Consider the following 22,352-nt stretch of genomic DNA (forward strand, 5'->3'; position numbering starts at 1 on the left):
GAGTACGAGCAATGCACCTAACCCGTAGGTGTCCACTTTTGCGTAGGAAGTCCCAACCGCTTCGCGGGTCGGCTTAATTCAGGCGTTAGGCGCCACAGAGAGCACATCGTGAACGACGAGAAAGAAATCCGAAACCTCGTGGACACTTGGATGACGGCGACAAAGGCCGGTGACTCCGAAACCGTGCTCGGGCTAATGACTGACGATGTGGTGTTCCTCGTCTCCGGACAAGAGCCTTTCGGCAAGTCGGCCTTCGCCGAGGCATCGGAGGCGCAGTCCAATGCATCGCTAGAGTTCGATGGCGAGAGTGAAATCCTAGAGATCAAGGTCCTAGGTCATTGGGCTTACACCCTCACAAAGCTTAGAGTTGCCGCTACTCAGCTTGGCAAGGAACCCGTGGTGCGCTCCGGTCATACTCTTACAATTCTGCGGAAAGATGCCGGGAAGTGGAAAATTGCCCGTGATGCAAACCTGCTTGTTCCGGTCAGTGCGTCCGAGAATGGCGCCTAACCCGCAGGTGTCCACTTTGTGCGTAGAAAGTCCCCCGCCGCTTCGCGGCGCGGTTTAATTCAGGCGTTAGGTGCCGCACCGAATAACGCCGCAATTTGAGAGGATCTAATGCATCAGTCCCGCCTTTGCGCCCTTTTGATTGATTGCGCATCCGACGTTGACCAAGCTGCTCAGTTCTGGGCTGAAGCGCTTGGTCGGCCCATAGACCCTGATCACCCCGGTACTCGCGGAAACTACCGCATGCTCGAGACGCCTCCAGACGAGCCAATTGTCCAAATCCAGCGCGTCAAGCATGAGAGCCGCGTCCACATCGACATTGAGACTGACAACGTCTCTGCTGAGGTTGCACGCTTAGAGGCTCTTGGCGCAAAAGTCGTTGACCGCTTAGAACGCTGGGTTGTGATGCAAGCTCCTACCGGCCAACGGTTTTGTGTCGTGCGTGTACAACGTCCCGGATTCCCCAAAAACGCCACTCGTTGGGACTGACTGTGGCAACGTCAGCGGCACCTAACAATTCATTCACGCCGAATCCGCTTCGTGGGTCGGCATAACTCAGGCGTTAGGCATCACATGGAGGTTCTCATGCGACTGGTTCTAGCAACAGCAGTGTTTGCGTGCTCGTTCCAACTTGCGGCACAAGCGCATCATCATGAACTTGAGTTCTCGCAAGCCAGTGAGCTTATGCCATGGTGTGAGTCTGAAGCCCGTGCCCACTTCGTTGGAAAGGGCGTCACAACCTACCAGTGGACGGGTCGCTACTACGACAGGGGCAATGTCCTCCTTGTGGAGGGCAAGCTACGGGCCAACGGAAATGATGTGCCCGTCGCATGCAGAGTAGCTAGAGGCGGCCGTGAGCGTTACGCGATCGTTGAGATTAACGAGCCAACGTGAGGCAAGTGATGCCTAGAAATTCATCCAAGCCGATGCCGCTTCGCGGCACGGCTCAACTCAGGCGTTAGACCTCGCAGATGGGACGCGGAACCCATGAAGATCGAGTCAGTCTCTCCAATTCTCTCGGTAACTGATCTAGCGCGATCGATAGACTTCTATCGGCATGCGCTTGGGTTTGATCTGGCGTGGTCATGGGGCGAGCCGCCTGATATCGCTGCTGTTTGCCGCGACGGCTTTGAAATCACCCTAACGCAACGTGCAGGAGCCAAGCCTGCAGGTGCAGGACATGTCTACCTCGGCGTGTCTGGTATAGACGCGTACTACGCCGCGCTTTTGGATGCGGGCGTCACGGTGGTTGTTGCTATCGATGATCGCCCATACGGCATGCGCGATTTCCGAATAGCCGACCCGAGCGGAAACGAGTTGAGCATTGGGCAGGTCATCGTAGGTGAAGCCGAGGCTTGACAGTTCGTTCATGCCGATGCCGCTTCGCGGCGTGGCTTGATTCAGGCGTTAGGCGTCATCGTATGCGTTTATGGTCGCTGCACCCGAAGTACCTCGACCCGCAAGGGCTGGTTGCGCTGTGGCGCGAGGCGCTGTTGGCCAAAGCCGTCCTTCGCGGCGAGACGCGCGGCTATACTCACCATCCTCAGTTGGAACGCTTCAAGGCCCATGTCCATCCGCGCCTGGCGATCAATTCGTACCTGGCAGCCGTCCATGCAGAGGCCACTGGTCGTGGCTATGCATTCGATCGATCCAAGCTCGGGCCGGTCCGCGTGGTTCAACTTGTTCCGGTCAGTTCTGGCCAGCTGGCGCATGAGTGGGGCCATCTGCAACGCAAGCTGGCAACGCGCAGTCCAGCCGTACTTGCGCGTTGGGGTGACCTGGTCATGCCTGTGTGCCACCCGCTATTTCGTCGGCGGCCGGGGCCAGTGGCGTCATGGGAGCGGGCGTCTGGCGACGCCTGATGATTCCTCTATGCCGAAGCCGCTTCGCGGCTCGTCTTGGTTCAGATATTGGGCTTGATATGGCGCGAATCGAGCACATTGCACTCTGGGTTGATGACCTCGATGGTGTCTGCGCGTTCTATGCAGATGCGTTAGGTGCGCAGGTCGGGCCGCGCTATGCCAACCCAGCGAAGGGATTCGAATCTCGCTTTCTTAGCTTCGATTCTGGTGCGAGAATCGAGGTGATGACCACGCGTCGGCTGTCGCCGACACGTCTTTCGGCTGGGACCGAGCGCATGGGCCTTACTCATTTCGCAGTTTCACTCGGATCGGAGAGTGCGGTGCGCGAACTGACGGAACGACTCAAGGCAAGAGGCGTGACTATCATCGGCGAGCCGCGCCGCACTGGTGACGGCTACTATGAAAGTGTCATCCTGGATCCGGAAGGAAATCGAGTCGAGCTGACCGTATGACCTTCAGCACGGGTCCAACAAGCGCTTCGAGCGGACGCCGGTCAGCGATGCAACTTTGGTTCCGCCTTGCCAGCGGCGCCGCTCGAGCGTCGCGTTAGACGTCAACTGTCGCACTGCCACACCAATGAACCAAAAGACAGCTCCGATCCGAATCGCAGTCACCGGAGGACCAGGTGCCGGGAAGACGGCTCTTCTGGAGGGTTTGCGCGGTCGCGGTTATCCAGTGGTATCGGAGGTCGCTCGTGAGGTCATCGCGGGGCGCAAGGCTAGAGGCCTTAGCCCCAGGCCTCCGCCAGCCGAGTTTGCCCGGACGGTCCTGGATAGAGATGTCCAGCAGTACGATTGCGCGCCTGCTGACGATGTCCCTACTTTCTTCGATCGGTGTGTTCTTGATTCGATGAGTATGCTTGCCCAGCTGGATCAGCTTCATCCCAGGGACAAAAGCGAACTGCTTGCGCAGTATCCCTACTACCCCACGGCATTCATCCTTCCGCCATGGCGGGAGATCTATTGCACCGACACCGAACGTGATCAGGATTCCGATGAGGCCGTATCGGTCCATCACGCGCTCCGGGATTGGTACATTGGTTGCGGATACAATTTGGTGGAGGGCCCAGGAAGGCGGTTGATGAGCGCTGCGAATTCGTGCTGCAGGCGCTTAAGCGAACGCCGGAATGACGACGTTCTCGGTGTGTAGGCTACGAGACAATGAAGAGGTGTGAGGCACCGATGGCGGCATTGCGCAAGTTCACTTCCACAAGCTCGCTCATACTGATTACGATCGGAATTTCTGTCGCTGCTGTTGCCGCACTCGTCGCATTTCCGGCCGACCCACGCACTTGGCAGATTGCCTCGTGGACCCTCGTCGCAGCGCTGGTTGCCCTGGTGGCGCTTGTTCTTGCTTCGGCCTACATCCTTGCTACGAATCGATCCGCAAGGACCTGGCAGCGTCTCACCTCATCTCTGGTCGGCCTCGCGTGTCTGCTGGCGGTTGCCGCCGGCTCCCTTTAGGTCGCACGTTTGATGCGCGGGCATCAGCCAAGGCCTGTCCGCCCGGTTGGCGCTCGCAATGCATTGAAGACGCCGCCGCTTCGCCGCACGGCCTAGCTCGCTGCTGCCGCGCTTCCACGGATGATGTGGCCTGGCGAAGTGGCGTCAGGGGCGACCACGTCAATGCCGATGACGCCGGAATATGCCGGTGCTATCGTCCCGCCATGAGCAAGAACACCGGGATGATCCGGTTCGAGGCGAAGTTGTTGCGCCCGGCGAGCCCGAAGGGCGCTGCCTGGAGCTTTCTCGTGCTGCCCAAGAGCGCGAGCGCGAAGCTGCCGACGCGGAGCATGACGACCGTCGACGGCACTTTCGACGGCACCCCCTTCCAGGCCACCCTCGAACCGGATGGCCAGGGCAGTCATTGGCTCAAGGTGGGTCGGGCCCTGCGGGAAGCTGCCGGCGCGGCCGTGGGTGATACCGTCAGGCTCGAGATCGCGCCGGTAGCGAAGGAGCCCGAGCCCCGCGTGCCGGCCGATCTGCGCAAGGCGCTCGCAGCGGATCCGGACGCGCGGGCCCAGTGGTCGGATCTGACCCCGGTGGCGCGCAGGGACTGGATCCACTGGGTGACCTCGGGCAAGAAGGCGGAGACGCGCGAGCGACGGATCCACACTGCCTGCGACATGCTCGCGTCCGGGAAACGCCGTGCCTGCTGCTTCGACCGGTCCGGGATCTACAGCAAGGGCTTCAGCGCGCCTGCGGCGGCGGAGTAGGTGGTTGCTTCCTGACGGAAGCAAATCCCCCTCGGTCCCCCTTTTTCAAAGGGGGAAGACAAGTGGGGCGGAGTGCTGCGGGCGGGTAACGGACAGTCAACCACCTGCGACATGTCCGAGGGGCGGATAACGGCGCCCGAGCGTGACGGTGGTGTTGTCGGACGTCGTACTGGAGACCGCCGCTGCGCATCCGAACATCGAGCTGATCTCGCGCCCGGGACCAGGGAAGGCAAACGATGCGGAGGGGAATATCGTTGCCGTTCGGTAATGCGAATCGTTTGCATTCCGATTGCCGAGCGTACACACTTTCGCCCTTCCGCGTCTCCTGCACTCCCCCGGCCCCACGATGACCCCTCGTTCCGTCCTTCGTTCGACCCGGCTCGCGCTCGCGCTGCTTGCCGCCGCCAGTGCGCCGGTGGCCGCCCAGTCCGGCGCCGCCACGGATCTCGACGCGATCCACGTCACCGGCCAGCGCGCCACGGTCGCCACCAAGACCGACACCGACGTGACCCGCACGCCCCAGGCGGTCAGCGTGGTCACCGACGCGCAGATCGCGGCGCGCGGCGCCCTCAACCTGCAGGAGACGCTGCGCTACACGGCCGGCGTGATCGCCGAGCCCTATGGCCTCGACACTCGCGGCGACGGCTCGGCGGTACGCGGCATGACCTCTGCCCAGTACCTCGACGGCCTGCGCCAGATCTACAACTACGATCCGATCCCGCGTCCCGACGTTTACACCTTCGATCGCGTGGAAGTGCTGCGCGGGCCGTCGTCGGTGCTCTACGGCGCGGGTGGCAGCGGCGGCGTGATCAACGCGATGAGCAAGCGGCCGCAGTTCATGCCACTGACCGGCGAGGTCGCGCTGCAGGCCGGCAGCCATGACCGGCGCCAGCTGATGTTCGACGTCACCGGCACGCTCGACGACGGGGAGCGCGTGGCGGGCCGCCTGGTCGGCGTGGCACGCGACAGCGGCATGCAGACCGACGTGATGCGCGATGACCGCGTGCTGGTCGCGCCGTCCGTCGCGTTCCGTCCGGGCGAGGAGACGACCGTTACGCTGCTCGGCCTGCACCAGCGCGACCGGAGCGGCTCGAGCCAGCAGTTCCTGCCCGTGGCCGCGACGCTGCGGGCCCCGCCCGGGCGTCGGCTGGACCCGTCGACGTTCCTCGGCGACCCCGACTACGACCGGCTCGACGCCCGCCAGGACGCGCTGACGGTGCTGGTCGAGCACGCGTTCAGCGACCGCGTGAAGCTGCGCAGCAGCAGCCGCTATGCCGACATCGAGACTACGTTCCAGGAAATCTATCCGGACGTGTACACCAACCCGGAAGATCCGTTCCTGGACGCCGACGACCGCGTGGTCGGCCGCTTTGCGTACGCAGTCAAGCCCGACATCCGCGTGTTCAACACCGACAACAGCATCGAGACGGCGTTCGACACCGGATCTGTCCGCCACCGGATGCTCGCCGGCGTGGACTGGAGCGACTTCCGCGAGTCGTCGCTGTCCGGCTCGGGCACGGTGACGCCGATCGACATCTACGATCCGGTCTCCACCGGCGTGGTCGGCCCCGAATACGTGCGCCTGCCGGACCAGCGCAACACCCAGCTCGGCGTCTACGTACAGGACCAGATGCGCTGGGCGGACCGGGTCTCGATCCTGCTGGGCGCGCGCCGTGACCGGGCCCGCTCCGAGACCCAGGACGCCGGCACCCAGGTCGACTACGCCACCACCTGGCGCGTGGGCGTGATCGGTGAAGTCGCACCTGGTTGGTCGCCGTACGTGAGCTACGCCGAATCGTTCCTGCCGGTGCCGGGCGCCGACTTCTACGGCGTCGCCTTCAAGCCCGTGCGCGGCCGCCAGTACGAGGCCGGCGTGAAGTGGTCGCCGCGCAGCGATCTGCTGGTCACCGCCAACCTGTATCGCCTCGACGAGACCAACCGCGCCACCAACGATCCGGAAAACGTGGTCAACGTGGTGCAGACCGGCAAGGTCGAGGCCGAGGGCGTGGAACTGGAGGCCGCGTTCGTGGTCGGCGGCGTGTCGGTCAACGCCAACTACACCTACAACGACGCCCGCGTCACCGAGAGCGGCTTCGCGCCGGAACTCGACAAGCGCCTGGCCGACGTGCCGCGCGAGCTGGCGTCGGTCTGGGCGATGCGGGGCTTCGATGTCGGCGACAGCGGGCGCGTCCGCGCAGGCCTGGGCGTCCGCCACGTCGGCGATTCGCTGTCGCACGGCGCGGCCGGCAGCCTGCGCACGCCCTCGTACACGCTGGCCGATGCGATGGTCGGCTACGAGACCGGCGCGTGGTCGCTCATGCTCAACGCCACCAACCTGGCCGACAAGACCTACTACGCCCCCTGCCGCGTGTTCGGCGACTGCTTCACTGGCAACGGGCGCTACGTCGTGGGCACCGTCGCGTACCGGTTCTGAGCATGCAGCGGCGCACGCTCAAGGCCTGGTTCCTGGTCCACAAGTGGACGAGCCTGGTGTGCACGGTGTTCCTGCTGTTGCTGTGCCTGACCGGCCTGCCGCTGATCTTCGGCCACGAGATCGGGCACCTGACCGGCGCCGAACCCGAGGTCGACGCTCCGGCCGAGGGTGCGCGGCCGATGGACATCGACGTACTGCTGCAAACCGCGCTCGACCGCTACCCGGGCGAGTTGCCGTTGTTCTTCGGCTGGTATCCGGACGACCCGCTGGTCTACGTCAACACCGGCCCCACGCCGGACACGCCGCCGGCAAGCATGCATACCGTGGTGATGCACGCCTACACCGGCGAGGTGGTGCCGGCACCGCAGTTCAACGAAGGGGTGATGTGGCTGATCTACCGCCTGCATACCGACCTGTTCGCCGGGCTGCCTGGCACGCTGTTCCTGGGTGCGATGACGCTGCTGTTCGCGACCGCGATCGTCTCCGGCGTGGTGCTGTACGCGCCGTTTATGCGCAAGCTGCCGTTCGGCACGATCCGCACCGGCCGCGGCCGCCGGCTCGCCTGGCTGGACCTGCACAACGTGCTCGGCATCGTCACCCTGGCGTGGGCGCTGGTGGTCGGCCTGACCGGTGCGATCAACACCCTGGCCACGCCGCTGTCGCAGATGTGGCAGGCCGATGCGCTGGCGCAGCTGGCCGATGCCGATGCCGGCAACGGCCCTGCATCGCCGGCAGACCTGACCTCGCTCGCCGCGGCCGTGTCGCTGGCGCGGTCGAAGGCGCCGGACATGAAGCCGGCGTTCGTCAGCTTTCCGGGCACCGGGTACAGCGGCGACCGGCACCTGGGCGTCTTCCTGGTCGGCGACACGCCGCTCACCAGCCGCCTGTACTCGGCGGTGCTGGTGGATGCCGCGAACGGCAGCTTTGCCGGCATGCCGGCGCGGCCGGGCTACATCACCGCGTTGCTGGTCTCGCAGCCGCTGCACTTCGGCGACTACGGCGGTCTGCCACTGAAGATCGTCTGGGCGCTGCTCGACCTGATCACGATCGTGGTGCTGGTCAGCGGACTGGTGCTGTGGGTCCGGCGCGGATCGACGGAGTCGCGGGTCCGCGAACTCGAAGCCGCGCAGCGCGCCGGCCTGCTGGCGGGTGGTCGGCCGCGATGACCGGTATCGAGACCCGCCGCATCTTCGCGGTGCCGGCGCTGCTGGCGCTGGTCAGCAGCATCGGCCTGGTCAGCGGACTGCTCGGCGACGGCGTGTGGGATGCGGTGTCGTGGGTCGCGCTCGGCACGGTCGTGGTGGTCGCCGCACGTGCATGGTGGCGGCGTTAGACGCCGTAAGGACGACATTTCACTGGGCGGCTGGCGGCAACGGCCACCGGTTATGAACTCAGGGACCATGTTCGCGTGGAGTTCGCGCCGAATTCCGGCGAGGTCCTTGGCTTCGAAGCCGAGGGCGAAAGGATCAAGGGCCTTTCGTTCGAGGGGATGGGGTTCGCCAAGACGCGATAGGCGAAGGGTCGGAGGCGGGCCTCCTGCGCCAATCCCGGATCGTCCGCCATACACTGCAGGCCTGCTCGCCTGTCCCGGACGCCCGATGCGCCTATTCCTGCTGCCCGCCCTGCTGCTCGCCATCGCCCCCGCGCTTGCGCAACCCGTTCCTGCCGAGGACGCGCATGCGCGCGCGATCGCAGCCGGCTACAAGGCGCTGACGCTCTGCAGCGCGCACTTCAGCGCGGGGCGCAGCCAGGCGCAGGTGGAGGCGTTCGAGTTGCGCGGGATCTATCCGGAGTACGACGCGCTGGTACAGGCGCTGCCCGCCCGGATCGATCCGCAGCAACGCACGGTCTCGGTGCCGTTCGATCCGCAGCTGCCGCCGCGGATTGCGGCCTGGCGCCCGAACCTGGGGTGCGCGCAGCTGCCGATCGGGGCCGATGCCGGCGCGGCGACGCGGTTGCCGCGCTTCGATACCCCGGCGCCCGACCTGGACGCGCGGCCATGGCCTCTGGGTGAGCGCGATGCCACTGCAACCGTGGCCGGCGATGCGCGGGCGCTGGAGCGGGCCGTTGCCGCGGCGTTCGATCCGACGCGTTTCGGCGAAGGGCATGCCACCACCGGCGTGGTGGTGCTGCAGGATGGAAAGATCGTCGCCGAGCGCTACCGCGACGGCTTCGGTCCGCACGTGGCGCAGCGCACCTGGTCGGTCGCCAAGAGCCTGGCGGGTGCGCTGGTCGGCGTGGCCGCGGCGCAGGGGCTGCTGGATCCGGCACAACCGGCGCCGGTGCCGGAGTGGCAGCGAGCCGGCGATCCGCGCGCGGCCATCACCGCCGACCAGCTGCTGCGGATGGCCAGCGGCCTGTATAGCGATACCGCCGGCAACCGGACCGATGCGTTGTACTTCGGCGGTGCCACCGTGGCCGAAGCCGCTGCCGGCTGGCCGCTGCAAGCGCCGCCAGGCACTGTTTTCCGCTATGCGAACAACGACATCGTGCTCGCCATCCATGCCTTGCGCGCTGCGACCGGCGACGATGCGCGCGCACTGGCGCGCCCGTACACGGACCTGTTCTGGCCGCTGGGCATGACCCGCACCCATGCCGAGACCGACTGGCAGGGCGGCTTCGTGCTGTCGAGCCAGGTGTGGTCGACCGCGCGCGACCTCGCCCGCTTCGGCCTGCTCTACCAGGACGACGGCGTGTTCGGCGGCCGCCGCCTGCTGCCGGAGGGCTGGGTGCGGGATGCGACCGCACCGTCCGGCCCGCAGCCCGACGGCGAGTTCGGCTATGGCGCGACGCTCTGGCTGCTGCAACGCTCGCCGGGCGTTCCGCCCGACACCTTCGCCGCGTTCGGCAACCGCGGCCAGTACGTGGTGGTGGTGCCGGCACGCAAGGTGGTGATCGTGCGCCGTGGCGAGGACCCGGCCGGCCACCGCTTCGACATCGCCGGCTTCGTCGCCGAGGTGCTGGCTGCGCTGGATTGATCCAGGCGCGAGGGCGCATCGCACCGCGTGGCTGGCGATCGCGATCGCGGGCCGCTGCCGGCGCATCAGCCGCCATGCGCGAGGCGCGAATCCTCCGGTGCCTGCGTGCGGTCGTGCATGCCGTAGTCGCGCAGCACGTGCGCCACGCGAAGGCGGTAGTCGGTGAAGATCGATCGCCGGCCCATGTCCTGGATCCGGCGATGCGATTCGAGGTTGCGCCACGCGCGGACGGCCTCCTCGTCGCGCCAATACGACAGCGACAGCAGCTTGTCGGGGCGGGCAAGACTCTGAAAGCGCTCGATCGAGAGAAAACCGTCGATGTCATCGAGCAGCGGTCGCAGGCGTTCGGCCGCATCCAGGTAGGCCGGCTGCCGGTCCGGGCGCAGCTCGAGCTCGAAGAGGACCGCGATCATGGCGTGGTTCCCGTCGTGGCGGAACGATGGAACGTGCCGTCGACGATTTCCAACCAGCTGCGCTCCTCGCGAAGGATGAAGCGTCGGTCTCGGGCGAAGTCGAAGTTCTCGCGACCTTCCGGATCGGCCTTGAGCCGGGCGCGGTAGGCCTCGTAGCCGGCGAGGGTATCGAAGGCGACCAGCCCCCAGGCGATGTCGTTGCTGCCCTCGTGCGGCAGGAAGTAGCCGATCAGCTCGCCTCCGCAACGCGGGATCACACGGCCCCAGCGCTCGGCGTAGGCCTGGAACGCCTCGCGCTGGAACGGATCGATCCGGTAGCGGATCAGGCAGGCGATTCGCATCGTTCGGCTCCGGTGAGGTGGCATCGACGACCATACGGTCCGCAGGCGGCCTATGCTTCGCCCGGGACCGAAGCATTGCCGACGGGCGCGTCGCAGGATCACCGCATGGACACCGCAGCCAGCCTCAACCGCATCGCCGCGCTGATCGGGGAGCGCGCACGCATCGACATCCTGATGGCGCTCATGGCCGGACGCGCCCTGACGGCGACCGAACTGGCCGACGTCGCCGGCATTGCGCGGCCGACGGCCAGCGCACATCTCTCCGCGCTGGCCGATGCTCGCCTGGTCTGTATGGAGAAGCAGGGGCGGCATCGCTATTTCCGGCTTGCGGGCGAGGACGTGGCAAGCTTGCTGGAAGGACTGATGGGCGTGGCCTATCGCACGGATGCCCCGGGGGTGCACACGGGTCCTCGTGATCCGGGCCTCAGGCAGGCGCGCGTGTGCTACGACCACCTGGCAGGCGAATGGGGTGTCCGCATCCATGACAGCTTCATGCGCCGTGGATTTTTGTCGACAGGGGAAGCCGGCCTGCAGCTCACTGCCGTCGGTGCCGGCTTTCTGCACGAGGCGGGGATCGACCTTGATGCGCGGCCTGGTTCGCGCCGCGTGATGTGCCGGTCGTGTCTCGACTGGAGCGAGCGGCGCCACCATCTGGCCGGCGTACTCGGCGCGGTGCTGTTGACGCGCTTCCTGGAGCAGGGCTGGTTCCGGCGGGCACGGAACTCGCGTGCGCTCAGGGTGACGTCGCGGGGGCAGCGCGAACTCGTCCGGTTCGTCGGGTCCGACGGTCTTGCCTCGCCAGCACGAGCGGATTGAGCCGGATCGGCCTCGCGCACGAGCTTTGACTCGCCCGCGTCCGCACGGCCGGCCGCATGCCGGCCGTGCGTCGGGGTTGAAGGTCGCGCTCAGCCCGCCTTCTTCTCCGCGATCCACTGGTCCACGCGCCGCTCCAGCAGGTCCAGCGGCATGGCGCCGCCGCCGAGGACGGTGTCGTGGAAGCCGCCGATGTCGAAGCGGTCACCGAGTTCGGCTTCGGCCTTCCGGCGCAGTTCCTGGATCTTGATCATGCCGACCTTATACGCGGTGGCCTGGCCCGGCATGATCAGGTAGCGCCGCACCTCGGAGCGAACCGCGGCCGACGGGATCGAGCTGTTCGCGCTGAAGTAGTCCACCGCCTGCTGCTCGGTCCAGCCCTTGGCGTGCATGCCGGTGTCCACCACCAGGCGGATCGCGCGCCACATCTCCGAGGTCAGGCGGCCGTATTCGGAGTACGGGTCCTGGTAGGTGCCCGGCATCTCCTTGGCCAGCCATTCCGAGTACAGGCCCCAGCCTTCGGCGTAGGCGGTGCTGGAGTACTGCGTACGGAAGGTGGGCACGCCCTCGAGCTCTTGCGCGATCGAGATCTGCATATGGTGGCCGGGCAGGCCCTCGTGGTAGGCGATCACCTCCAGCTCCGGCTTCGGCATGGCATTCATGTCCGACAGGTGCGCGTAGTAGATGCCGGGACGCGAGCCGTCCGGGGTGCCGGGGAAGTAGTGCTGCGCAGCGCCGTCCTGCTCGCGGAACGGCTCGACGCGCTTGACCACCAGTTCCGCCTTCGGCAGCAGACCGAAATAGTCGGGCAGGTGCTGCTTGATGTTGTCGATGGCGGCGGTGGCCTGGTCGATATAGGCCTGCCGGCCCTCGTCGGTATTCGGGAACTTGAAGCGTGGATCGGTATGGATGAACTTGAAGAAGGCCTGCAGGTCGCCGTCGAACTCGACCCGCTCCTTGAGCGCCTCCATTTCGCCACGGATGCGTGCCACCTCGTCCAGGCCGAGCTGGTGGATCTCGTCGGCGCTCATGTCGGTGGTGGTGTTCTCGCGCAGCTGGTAGGCGTAGTAGTCCGCGCCGTTGCGATGGGTGGTGCCCACGCCTGTCGGGTTCTCCAGCGCGTCGGGCAGCGTCTCCTCGCTCCAGGCGATCACGCGCCCGTAGGCGGGCTGTATCTGTTCCACCAGTACCGTGCGCGCCTGCTGCTTGAGTGCGTCCGCGCGCTCGGCGGTGATGGCCTCGCTCTCGACCAGCGCATCGGCCTTGGCCTGCAGGTCGGCCCACAGGGCGCTGTCTTCGCCGTCCCCGTGTTCATCGAAGGGCGCGCCGGCCACGACCTTGCGCGACTGCTCGATCACGCCCTCGAGGGCGAACTTCGGTGGGCGGATGTCTTGTGCCGCGGCCGCGCGTCCGCGCTCGATCAGCTGGTCGAACAGCCGTGGCAGCGCCTCTAGGCGCGCGATGTAGGCGAGGTAGTCCTGTTCGTTCTCGACCTTGTGGAAGTTGATCAGGAACGTCGGCAGGAAGCTGTTCATGCCGTTCATCTGGTCGAATGCATAACCGTCGAGGAAGAACGGCTCGCCGTCGCGGGCGCTGTCGTACTGGTACTTCCACAGGTCCCACGACAGCTTGGCGTCATCGTCGAGCTGGTCGTAGTCGAAGTTGGATTCCATCTGCTGCACCGAAGCCTCCAGCCAGGCCAGCTGCTTGCGTGCGGCCTCCTCGGAGACGTCGTCCAGCTGGTCGTACAGGTCCTTGCGGCCGAGGAAGGTCAACCGCATCGGGCTGAACTGCAGCAGTTCCTCGTATTGGGTCTCGAACCAGGCGTTGAGGCGCGCGGACTCGCTCTCGGCCTGCTGCGTGGTGCCGGCGCCGGTGGCGGCGGTGGTATCGGCCGGTTGCGGCGAACAGGCCGCCAGGGCCAGTGCAAGCGCCAGGGCGCTGCAGGCGAACGCGCTTCGCATGGAATCTTCTCCTCGGGTTGGATGGGCGCCATTCTGCCCCGCGGGCGGGGCGAAGGCCCGTGCAGGATGTCATGTTGCGATCGTTGCCCGGCCGCGGCGAACCATGGCGGGTCGTCGGAACGAGCAGATGTCCAGGTAGCATAGCGTCGGGGACGAATGCTTCGTTCGTAGGAGCGCGCCATGCGCGCGATGCCGCGAGCATGGCGCCGTCCGGAAATTCCGGTGACCGGCGCGCCTGTCGATCCGGAATCGTGGCATCCACTGGCTCCGGCCGCCACCCGCGGCATCGCGCGCATGGCGCGCTCCTACGGATCACCTGGCCGATGCGTGGAAGGTTCCTGTAGGCCGGAGCCTCAGGCCAACACTTTCTCCTGGTCCTCCTCCTCGGCCCCGGCATCGGAGGGGGGCGGGGCCTTGCCGCCGCTCTTGCCGATCTGGGCCGAGATCGCGGCCGCGGAGGCCTGCTCCGCCTGCATGCAGCGCGCGCGTGCGTCGGGGCACAGGATCTGCATGTAGTCGGCGTCGAAGCTCAGCCGTTCGACCAGGAAGTCGACGAACGCGCGAACCTTGGGCGAGGTCACCTGGCCACGCGGAAACACCGCGTTGAGTTCGAACTCGGGGCCGGTCCAGCCGGCGAGCACCCGGCGCAGGTAGCCCTGTTCGGCGTAGGCCTTGATGCTGATGTCGGCGGCCAGCATCAGGCCTTCGCCGCAGAGCAGGGCGCCGCGCAGGCCGGCCGGATCATTGGCCACCAGCACTGGATCGATGCGGTATTCGATACTCTGCTGGCCGTCGCTCAGCGGCCAGAAATAATGGCCGTTGCGATGCATCTTCTGCATGCCGAGGGTGCGGTGGTGCAGCAGGTCGTCGGGATGCAGCGGCTCGCCGTGGCGCTCGATGTAGCTTGGGCTGGCGTAGACCTGGGTGCGGAGCACCGCCAGCCGGCGCGCCACCAGATTGGAGTCGGGCAGGGTGCCCACGCGCAGGGCGACGTCGATCTCGCGGTCGATCAGGTCCAGCGGCTCGTTGCTCAGCAGCATCTCCACCCGCACCTCGGGATGGCGCGCGTGGAATTCGCCGAGCAGCGGTGCGATCCGTTCGATCCCGAGCGAATACGGCGTAGTCAACCGCAGCCAGCCGCGCGGCCCGCCCTGCAGCTGGGTCACCGCGCTCTCGGCCTCGGCCAGGTCGCGGGCGATCTTCTGGCAGTGCTCGTAGTAGATGTTGCCGGCCTCGGTGAGCCCGAGTTTGCGGGTCGTACGATGTAGCAGCTGCGCGCCCAGGCGCGTTTCCAGTTCCTGCACCTTGCGGCTGACGGTAGTCTTGGGCAGGCGCAGGGTGCGCGCCGCGGCGATGAAGCTGCCCTGTTCCACCACCTTGACGAAGATGATGGTGTCGTTGAGGTCGCGGGCCATCTTGGTCGGCTCCGAATGGGGGAAAGAGGGGGAGAGGTTCCGGTCCCTCATTGGACCGGCACAGGGACAATTATTCCCTCATTCAGGGGCTAATCAAGTGCAGGGGCGATCTTTATCGTAGCGGCACGTTTTCGAAAGAGCCGCGCCATGCAGTTCCACACCGCTTCCGAGCCGCGCCGCCAGGATCCCTCGCCGGGCTTCGCAGTGATACCGGGGTTCCGCCTTTTTCGCCTGCGCGATCAAGTGCTTGGCGGTTCCGCCGGATCTCGTTCCGGGGGGCTCGGCCGTGCCCGCGCCGGGGCGCCCGGTTACCACGCCCGGGGCTTCGCGGGTCGGCAATTGGTGTCGATCCTGGGAGAAATAATCCCGGAGCGGGGACAATGAGCCGGACACCGCTGCTGCTGGTGCTGGGCGCGACCGGCTGTGCCGGGCGCGGCGTGGTCGAGGCTGCGGTCGCCGCCGGCCGCGCGGTGCTCGCGGTGGCCGAGGACGCAGCCGCGCTGCAGGCGCTGCGGCAGCAATATCCGCAGGCCGACCTGGACATGCTGGCCGCGCCGCTGCGCAGCGACGGCGACGCCGCCGCGCTCGCCGAGGCGGTGCGCGACGGCGGCCGCCACCTGCAGGCGGTCATCGCCACGATCGGTGGCGAGGGCGCCAGTGGGCGCCTGCTGGACCAGCCGGCGGAAGTGCTGCGCAACACCCTCGACCAGGACCTGCTGCCGCACCTGGTCGCCGCACGCCATCTGTTCCCGCTGCTGCCGGCCAGCCAGCACACCCGTTACCTGCTGGTCGGCGGGCCCGGCGGCGGTTATCCCTGGGCCGGCTATGGCCATCGCTCGATCGCCGCCGCGGCGCTGCGAATGCTGGCGCGGGTGCTGCACGAGGAAGCCCGCCGCGAAGGCATCCGGGTGCAACTGCTGTCGGTCGACGCGCCACTGCGCGGCGCCGACAGCGACGTCCACGCCTGCGCCGAATGGCCGCAGGCGGCCGCAGTCGGCCGTCGCGCGCTGGCGCTGCTGGAGCGCGACGCGCCGGCGCGCGGCGGCATGCCCGCGATCGTCGACTACGCCGCCACCGCCGCCTTGACCTCGAGCAAGGTCGAGGTTGCATCCTCCTTGCCGATGCGCTCCTCCCCACCGGGCGTGCGCGCCGCCGACGCCGCATTGCGGGCGGCACCCGACGTGCCGGCCCGCGACCTGCAGGACGCGCGCGACCTGCTCGACACCTTTCGTTCTTTCCCCCATCCAGGACACCGCCACGATGAACATTCTTGACTCCAGGATCGATCGCCTGCGCCGCCGCATCGCGGCGCCGCTGCTCGGCGTACTCGCCGCCGCCGTGCTCGCCGCCTGCAGCAGCCAGGCCGCACCGGGTGAGGACATGCCGCCGCCCGAAGTCAGCGTCGCCCAGGTGCTGTCGCGCCCGGTCGCGCAGTGGGACGATTTCACCGGACGCGTGGTCGCCGTCGGCACGGTCGAACTGCGGCCACGCGTCAGTGGCTACATCGAACGCGTCGCCTTCCAGGAAGGCGATGAGGTGAAGAAGGGCGATCTGCTGTTCGTGATCGACCAGCGCCCGTACCGCGCCGCGCTCGCCCGGGCGCAGGCACAGCTGGCGCGCGCCAAGAGCCAGGCGCAGCTGGCGCGCAGCCAGGACGTACGCGCGGAGGAGTTGCTCGAGGCCAGCGCGATCTCGCGCGAGGAGTTCGAGGCCCGGCGCGCGGCCACCGCGCAGGGCGACGCCGAGGTGCGCGCCGCCGAGGCCGCGGTCACCACTGCGCAGCTGGACCTGCAGTTCACCGAAGTGCGTTCGCCGATCGACGGCCGCGCCGGGCGCGCGCTGATCACCGCCGGCAATCTGGCCCAGGCCGACGCCACGCTGCTGGCCACGGTGGTGTCGCTCGACCCGGTGCACGTGTACTTCGAGGCCGACGAGCAGAGCTTCCTGCGCTACCAGGCGCTGACCCGCGACGGCCGGCGCGCCGCCGCCGACAACGCGGTGCGCGTCGGCCTGGCCAACGAGCAGGGCTACCCGCACAGCGGCGTCGTCGACTTCACCGACAACCAGGTCGATCCGAACACCGGCACCATCCGTGCCCGTGCCGTGGTCGCCAATCCGGAGCGCGTGTTCACCCCGGGCCTGCACGCGCGCGTGCAGCTGGAGGGGGCCACCGCCTCCGAGGCGCTGCTGATCGACGAGCGCGCGGTGCTCACCGACCAGGACCGCAAGTACGTCTATGTGCTGGGCGAAAACGACCAGGCCGAGCGTCGCGACATCGTGCTCGGCCGCAGCGCCGACGGCCTGCGCGTGGTGCAGGACGGCCTGACCGCCGAGGACCGGGTGATCGTGCACGGCGTGCAGAAGGTGTTCTTCCCCGGCATGCCGGTGGCACCCGTGCCGATCGAGATGGGCGAGTCGGCACCGCCGCCGCAGGTCGCCAGCGCCGAAGCGCCATGACCTGAGTTTCGAGTTCCGGGCCGGACGCGCCTCCCCGTCCGCGCCGGCCCACGTCCCGCCCGATCCTTCCCCGCACGCGGCCACGCCGCGAATGCTCCTCCCCCTCGGGCCGTGGGGAGGATCGGGACGGGGCACTTTTTACCGATCGGCCACCCCGAGGCATCACCGCGGCACGCGCGCAGCAGCGCCACGCCGCCCAAGGAACACGCCATGGACTTTTCACGTTTCTTCATCGACCGCCCGATCTTCGCCGCGGTGCTGTCGATCATCATCTTCGCGATCGGCCTGATCGCGATCCCGAACCTGCCGATGAGCGAATACCCGGACGTCGCGCCGCCGTCGGTAATGGTGCGCACGGTGTACCCGGGCGCCAATCCCAAGGTGATCGCCGAGACCGTGGCCACGCCGCTGGAGGAGGCGATCAACGGCGTCGAGGACATGATGTACCTCAAGTCGGTGGCCGGTTCCGACGGCGTGCTGCAGCTGACGGTGACCTTCCGCCCCGGCACCGATCCGGACGACGCCGCGGTCAAGGTACAGAACCGCGTCGCCCAGGCGCAGGCGCGCCTGCCCGAGGACGTGCGCCGCCAGGGCGTGACCGTGCAGAAGCAGTCGCCGACCTTCCTGATGGTGGTGCACCTCACATCGCCGGACGGCAAGTACGACCTGCTGTACCTGCGCAACTACGCCCGCCTGCACGTCAAGGACGCGCTGGCGCGGATCCGCGGCGTCGGCGACGCGCAGATCTTCGGCGGCGGCGACTACGCCATGCGCGCCTGGCTCGACCCGGACGCGATCGCCTCGCGCGGGCTGACGGCCGGCGACGTGCTGCGGGCGATGCGCGAACAGAACGTGCAGGTCTCGGCCGGCCAGCTCGGCGCCGAACCGATGCCCGACAGCCGCTTCCTCACCCTGATCAACGCCCAGGGGCGGCTGACCACGGAGGAGGAATTCGGCGACATCGTGATCGAGAGCGGCGCCGACGGGCAGGTCGTGCGCCTGCGCGACGTAGCCCGGCTGGAGCTGGGCGCGGGCGACTACACGCTGCGTTCGCAGCTCGACGGCAAGGACGCGGTGGCGATCGGCGTGTTCGAGGCGCCAGGCGCCAACGCGCTGCAGATCCGCGACGAAGTCATCGCCACCATGGACGAGCTTTCCGAGCGCTTCCCGGAAGGCATCGAGTACGAGTCCATCTACGACACCACCGTGTTCGTGCGCGACTCGATCAAGTCCGTGATCACGACCCTGCTCGAAGCGGTGCTGCTGGTGGCGCTGGTGGTGATCCTGTTCCTGCAGACCTGGCGCGCCTCGCTGATCCCGCTGCTGGCGGTGCCGGTGTCGGTGGTTGGCACCTTCGGCGCGCTGTACCTGCTGGGCTATTCGATCAACACCCTGACCTTGTTCGGCCTGGTGCTGGCGATCGGCATCGTGGTCGACGACGCGATCGTGGTGGTGGAGAACGTCGAGCGCCACATCGAGGACGGCGCGACGCCGCTGCAGGCGGCGCACCTGGCCATGAAGGAGGTCTCCGGCCCGATCATCGCCATCGGCCTGGTGCTGTGCGCGGTGTTCGTGCCGATGGCGTTCCTGACCGGCGTCACGGGGCAGTTCTACCGCCAGTTCGCGGTGACCATCGCCATCTCCACGGTGATCTCCACCGTCAACTCGCTGACCCTGTCGCCGGCGCTGGCGGCGATGCTGCTCAAGCCGCACGACGCGCCGAAGGATCGTCTGTCGCGCCTGATCGAGCGGCTGTTCGGCTGGGTGTTCCGGCCGTTCAACCGCTTCTTCAAGCGCAGCTCGGAGCAATACGAACGCGGCGTCATCCGCGCGCTGGGCCGGCGCGGGGCGGTGTTCGGGATCTACGCCGGCCTGCTGCTGGCGACCGGGCTGATGTTCCAGCTGGTGCCGGCCGGCTTCATTCCGGTCCAGGACAAGCTGTACCTGATCGCAGGCGTCAACCTACCCGGAGGCGCATCCCTGCCGCGCACCAATGCGCTACTGGACAAGGTCAGTGCGATCGCGGAGGAGGACGAGGACGTCATCAACACCATCGCCTTCCCCGGCCTGAACCCGCTGCAGTTCACCAACACGCCCAACTACGGCGTGGTGTTCCTCAACCTCAAGCCGTTCGGCGATCGCAAGCGCAGCGCCGAGGAGATCAATGCCGAGCTCGGCCAGAAGATCGCCGGGCTACAGGAAGGCTTCGCGTTCTCGTTCATGCCGCCGCCGATCCAGGGCCTGGGCAACGGCTCGGGCTACCAGCTGTTCGTCGAGGACCGCGGCAATCTCGGCTATGGCGCCTTGCAGGAAGCGGTGAACGGTTTCCAGGGCGCGATCTCGCAGACCCCGGGCATGGGCTTCCCGATCACCAGCTACCAGGCCAACGTGCCGCAGCTGGATGCCGAGGTCGACCGGGTCAAGGCCAAGGCCCAAGGCGTGCAGCTGACCGACCTGTTCGACACCCTGCAAACCTACCTCGGCTCGGCCTACGTCAACGACTTCAACCAGTTCGGCCGGACCTGGCAGGTGATCGCCCAGGCCGATGCGTCGTTCCGCGACAACGTCGAGGACATCGGCAACCTGCGTACACGCAACGACCGCGGCGAGATGGTGCCGATCGGCTCGATGGTCAGCGTGCGCGAGACCTTCGGTCCCGATCCGGTGCTGCGCTACAACGGCTACCCGGCCGCGGACCTGGCCGGTGAGTCCGATCCGCGCGTGCTGTCGTCGTCGCAGGCGATGGACGCGTTGACCGAGCTCGGCGCCGGCGTGCTGCCCAACGGCATGACCTTCGAGTGGACCGACCTGAGCTTCCAGCAGGCCAACCAGAGCAAGGCGGCGATGATCATCTTCCCGCTGGCGGTGATGCTGGTGTTCCTGGTGCTGGCGGCGCTGTATGAGAGCTGGACCCTGCCGCTGGCGATCATCTTGATCGTGCCGATGTGCATGCTCTCGGCGATGCTCGGCGTGTGGATGACCGGCGGCGACAACAACATCTTCGTCCAGGTCGGGCTGGTGGTGCTGATCGCGCTGGCGTGCAAGAACGCGATCCTGATCGTGGAGTTCGCACGCGAGCTGGAGATACAGGGCATGGGCATCGTGGAGGCCGCGCTGGAAGCCTGCCGCCTGCGCCTGCGCCCGATCATCATGACCTCGATCACCTTCACCGCAGCGGTGGTGCCGCTGGTGCTGGCCACCGGTGCCGGCGCCGAGGTGCGGCAGGCGCTGGGCACCGCGGTGTTCGCCGGCATGATCGGCGTCACCGGCTTCGGCCTGTTCCTGACGCCGGTGTTCTACGTCGCGCTGCGCAAGCTGGTGGAACGCGGCAAGGACAAGACCGCGGACGTGCAGCCGGACAACCTGGAGCCATCCCATGCGTAACCGACTTTCCAATCGACTTCCGGCGACCGCGCGCGCCATGCTGCCGTCGCTGCTCGCCGTCGCCCTGGCCGCCTGCGCGGTCGGCCCGAACCATGTCCGCCCCGAACTGCCGCTCGCCGACGGGTTCGTGCAGGCCCAGGTTTCGGACCCGTCGGCGCTGCCGGCGCCGGATGCGACGTTCTGGCAGGACTTCGCCGATCCGCAGCTCGATGCGCTGGTCGACGACGCACTCGTTGCCAACCACGACCTGCGCATCGCGCTGGCCAGCTACGACCGCGCCAACGCGCTGCTGCGCGGCGCCGGCTTCGACCGCTTCCCGACCGTCACCGCATTCGCGGAGGCCGCCGACAGCCGTGCCAGTGCCGACGAACTGCCGGGCGTGCCGCGTGCCGATCGCGACGGCGAGCGCTATCGCGCCGGCATCGAGGCGAGCTGGGAGCTGGACCTGTTCGGCCGTGTGCGCCGCGGCGTCGAGGCCGCGCGCGCCGGCGCCGCCGCCAGCGCCGCCGACCTGGCGGCGCTGCAGGTCGCGATCGTCGGCGAGGTGGTGCGCGGCTACGTCGAGCTGCGCGGCGCCCAGGAGCGGTTGCGGGTCGCCCAGGCCAACGCCGACAACCAGCGCGAGACCCTGCGCCTGGTGGAGGTGCGCTTCGAGTCGGGGCGCGGTACCGGTTTCGACACCGCCCGCGCCCGCGCGCAACTGGAATCCACGCTGGCGCGGGTGCCGGCGCTGCAGGCCGAGGTCGCCGCCGGCATGCACCGGCTGGCGGTGCTGACCGGGCGCACGCCCGACGCGCTGGTGGCCGAACTGCAGCCGGTACGGCCGCTGCCAACGCTGCCGCCGCGGCTGGACGCCGGCTCTCCCGGCGATCTGCTGCGCCGGCGCCCTGACATCGCCGCCGCCGAGCAGCGCTTGCATGCGGCCACCGCACGCATCGGCGTTGCCACCGCCGATCTGTTTCCGCGCTTCACCCTCGGCGGGCTGCTCGGCAGCCAGGCGATCGACAGCTCGGCGTTGTTCGAACGCGACAGCGAGACCCGCCTGGTGGCGCTCGGCATCGACTGGTCGTTCCTCGACATCGGCCGGGTGCGCGCGCGCATCGCCGCCGCCGATGCCGAGGCCGCCGGCGAACTGGCGCGCTACGAGCAGACCGTACTGCTGGCGCTGGAGGACACCGAGAACGCGCTGGTGCGCTACGCCCGCACCCGCGAGGAGGACACGCACCTGACCAGTGCGGCGGAGGACAGCGCCCGTGCCGCACAGCTGGCGCGCACCCGCTTCGAGGCCGGCGCCGCCGACCTGTTCGAGGTGCTCGACGCCGAGCGCACCCAGCTGCAGGCACAGGACGCGCTGGCCGATGCGCGCACTCGCAGCGTCACCGGCGCGGTGGCGCTGTACCGCGCGCTCGCCGGTGGTTGGCCGCAGCGCCTGCCGGCGCGCGAGCGGGTCGCCGACCGCGACTGAATGCAACAGAGGGCCGGCGCTGCCTGGATTTGAAAGCAAGAACCGGAGTGCGGTCCATTCGACGCAATGCGAGAGTGCACCTTCACAAGAGAGGAAGGTGCATT

At 67.6% G+C, this 22,352-nt stretch carries 20 protein-coding genes; 16 read left to right on the forward strand and 4 right to left on the reverse strand.

The window, feature by feature from the left end; genetic code table 11:
- Window positions 1-108: 108 nt before the first annotated feature.
- The 11 genes from FXO19_RS10530 (at window position 109) to FXO19_RS10575 (ending at window position 9,996) form a co-directional block, all read left to right on the forward strand.
- Window positions 109-510, forward strand: coding sequence for a YybH family protein (locus FXO19_RS10530; protein WP_223115478.1), 402 nt, complete (start codon window positions 109-111; stop codon window positions 508-510).
- Between the two features lie 108 nt (window positions 511-618).
- Window positions 619-996, forward strand: a complete 378-nt coding sequence (locus FXO19_RS10535; protein WP_149195059.1) for a VOC family protein — start codon at window positions 619-621, stop codon at window positions 994-996.
- Between the two features lie 498 nt (window positions 997-1,494).
- Window positions 1,495-1,866, forward strand: a complete 372-nt coding sequence (locus tag FXO19_RS10540; RefSeq protein ID WP_149195060.1) for a VOC family protein — start codon at window positions 1,495-1,497, stop codon at window positions 1,864-1,866.
- A gap of 62 nt (window positions 1,867-1,928) precedes the next feature.
- Entirely contained in the window at window positions 1,929-2,369 is a 441-nt protein-coding gene (locus FXO19_RS10545; RefSeq protein ID WP_149195061.1) for a pyrimidine dimer DNA glycosylase/endonuclease V, read from the forward strand.
- Window positions 2,369-2,821 carry a VOC family protein gene (locus FXO19_RS10550; RefSeq protein WP_223115479.1) on the forward strand — a complete coding sequence of 151 codons (453 nt, stop codon included), beginning with the start codon at window positions 2,369-2,371 and terminating at the stop codon, window positions 2,819-2,821. The genes FXO19_RS10545 and FXO19_RS10550 overlap by 1 nt, the downstream gene beginning before the upstream one ends.
- Window positions 2,822-2,945: 124 nt before the next feature.
- The gene (locus FXO19_RS19825) at window positions 2,946-3,518 is read left to right on the forward strand and encodes an AAA family ATPase (RefSeq protein WP_149195062.1); all 573 of its coding nucleotides are present in this window, start codon (window positions 2,946-2,948) and stop codon (window positions 3,516-3,518) included.
- 517 nt (window positions 3,519-4,035) lie between these two features.
- Window positions 4,036-4,584, forward strand: coding sequence for a YdeI/OmpD-associated family protein (locus FXO19_RS10560; protein ID WP_149195063.1), 549 nt, complete (start codon window positions 4,036-4,038; stop codon window positions 4,582-4,584).
- 346 nt (window positions 4,585-4,930) lie between these two features.
- A complete protein-coding gene (locus FXO19_RS10565; protein ID WP_149195064.1) occupies window positions 4,931-7,018 on the forward strand; it encodes a TonB-dependent siderophore receptor in 2,088 nt (695 codons plus the stop codon).
- A gap of 2 nt (window positions 7,019-7,020) precedes the next feature.
- Complete coding sequence (locus FXO19_RS10570) at window positions 7,021-8,184, forward strand: PepSY-associated TM helix domain-containing protein (RefSeq protein WP_149195065.1); 1,164 nt, start codon at window positions 7,021-7,023, stop codon at window positions 8,182-8,184.
- Window positions 8,181-8,351, forward strand: a complete 171-nt coding sequence (locus FXO19_RS19255) for a hypothetical protein (protein WP_187775732.1) — start codon at window positions 8,181-8,183, stop codon at window positions 8,349-8,351. Before FXO19_RS10570 ends, FXO19_RS19255 begins: the two co-directional genes overlap by 4 nt.
- 265 nt (window positions 8,352-8,616) lie before the next feature.
- The gene (locus FXO19_RS10575) at window positions 8,617-9,996 is read left to right on the forward strand and encodes a serine hydrolase domain-containing protein (protein ID WP_149195066.1); all 1,380 of its coding nucleotides are present in this window, start codon (window positions 8,617-8,619) and stop codon (window positions 9,994-9,996) included.
- Between the two features lie 65 nt (window positions 9,997-10,061).
- On the opposite strand, the gene FXO19_RS10580 is transcribed toward FXO19_RS10575, so the two are convergent.
- Both FXO19_RS10580 and FXO19_RS10585 read right to left on the reverse strand, forming a co-directional pair.
- Window positions 10,062-10,409 carry an antibiotic biosynthesis monooxygenase family protein gene (locus FXO19_RS10580; RefSeq protein ID WP_149195067.1) on the reverse strand — a complete coding sequence of 116 codons (348 nt, stop codon included), beginning with the start codon at window positions 10,407-10,409 and terminating at the stop codon, window positions 10,062-10,064.
- On the reverse strand, window positions 10,406-10,750 hold the full coding sequence (locus FXO19_RS10585) for an NIPSNAP family protein (protein WP_149195068.1): 345 nt from the start codon (window positions 10,748-10,750) through the stop codon (window positions 10,406-10,408). The genes FXO19_RS10580 and FXO19_RS10585 overlap by 4 nt, the downstream gene beginning before the upstream one ends.
- Before the next feature lie 105 nt (window positions 10,751-10,855).
- On the opposite strand from FXO19_RS10585, the gene FXO19_RS10590 reads away from it, so the two are divergent.
- The gene (locus FXO19_RS10590) at window positions 10,856-11,566 is read left to right on the forward strand and encodes an ArsR/SmtB family transcription factor (RefSeq protein ID WP_149195069.1); all 711 of its coding nucleotides are present in this window, start codon (window positions 10,856-10,858) and stop codon (window positions 11,564-11,566) included.
- Between the two features lie 89 nt (window positions 11,567-11,655).
- On the opposite strand, the gene FXO19_RS10595 is transcribed toward FXO19_RS10590, so the two are convergent.
- Window positions 11,656-13,527: a DUF885 domain-containing protein gene (locus tag FXO19_RS10595; protein WP_149195070.1), complete on the reverse strand. Its 1,872-nt coding sequence runs from the start codon at window positions 13,525-13,527 to the stop codon at window positions 11,656-11,658.
- A gap of 353 nt (window positions 13,528-13,880) precedes the next feature.
- Entirely contained in the window at window positions 13,881-14,942 is a 1,062-nt protein-coding gene (locus tag FXO19_RS10600; RefSeq protein ID WP_149195071.1) for a LysR family transcriptional regulator, read from the reverse strand.
- 380 nt (window positions 14,943-15,322) lie between these two features.
- On the opposite strand from FXO19_RS10600, the gene FXO19_RS10605 reads away from it, so the two are divergent.
- From FXO19_RS10605 to FXO19_RS10620, 4 genes are all read left to right on the forward strand, one after another.
- Window positions 15,323-16,216 carry an SDR family NAD(P)-dependent oxidoreductase gene (locus tag FXO19_RS10605; protein WP_149195072.1) on the forward strand — a complete coding sequence of 298 codons (894 nt, stop codon included), beginning with the start codon at window positions 15,323-15,325 and terminating at the stop codon, window positions 16,214-16,216.
- The gene (locus tag FXO19_RS10610) at window positions 16,203-17,399 is read left to right on the forward strand and encodes an efflux RND transporter periplasmic adaptor subunit (RefSeq protein WP_149195073.1); all 1,197 of its coding nucleotides are present in this window, start codon (window positions 16,203-16,205) and stop codon (window positions 17,397-17,399) included. Before FXO19_RS10605 ends, FXO19_RS10610 begins: the two co-directional genes overlap by 14 nt.
- A gap of 210 nt (window positions 17,400-17,609) precedes the next feature.
- Window positions 17,610-20,783, forward strand: coding sequence for an efflux RND transporter permease subunit (locus tag FXO19_RS10615; RefSeq protein ID WP_149195074.1), 3,174 nt, complete (start codon window positions 17,610-17,612; stop codon window positions 20,781-20,783).
- Complete coding sequence (locus FXO19_RS10620; RefSeq protein WP_223115480.1) at window positions 20,776-22,248, forward strand: efflux transporter outer membrane subunit; 1,473 nt, start codon at window positions 20,776-20,778, stop codon at window positions 22,246-22,248. The genes FXO19_RS10615 and FXO19_RS10620 overlap by 8 nt, the downstream gene beginning before the upstream one ends.
- The last annotated feature ends 104 nt before the right edge of the window (window positions 22,249-22,352 follow it).

The sequence above is a fragment of the Luteimonas suaedae genome (genome assembly GCF_008312895.1).
Classification (GTDB): Bacteria; Pseudomonadota; Gammaproteobacteria; order Xanthomonadales; family Xanthomonadaceae; genus Luteimonas; species Luteimonas suaedae.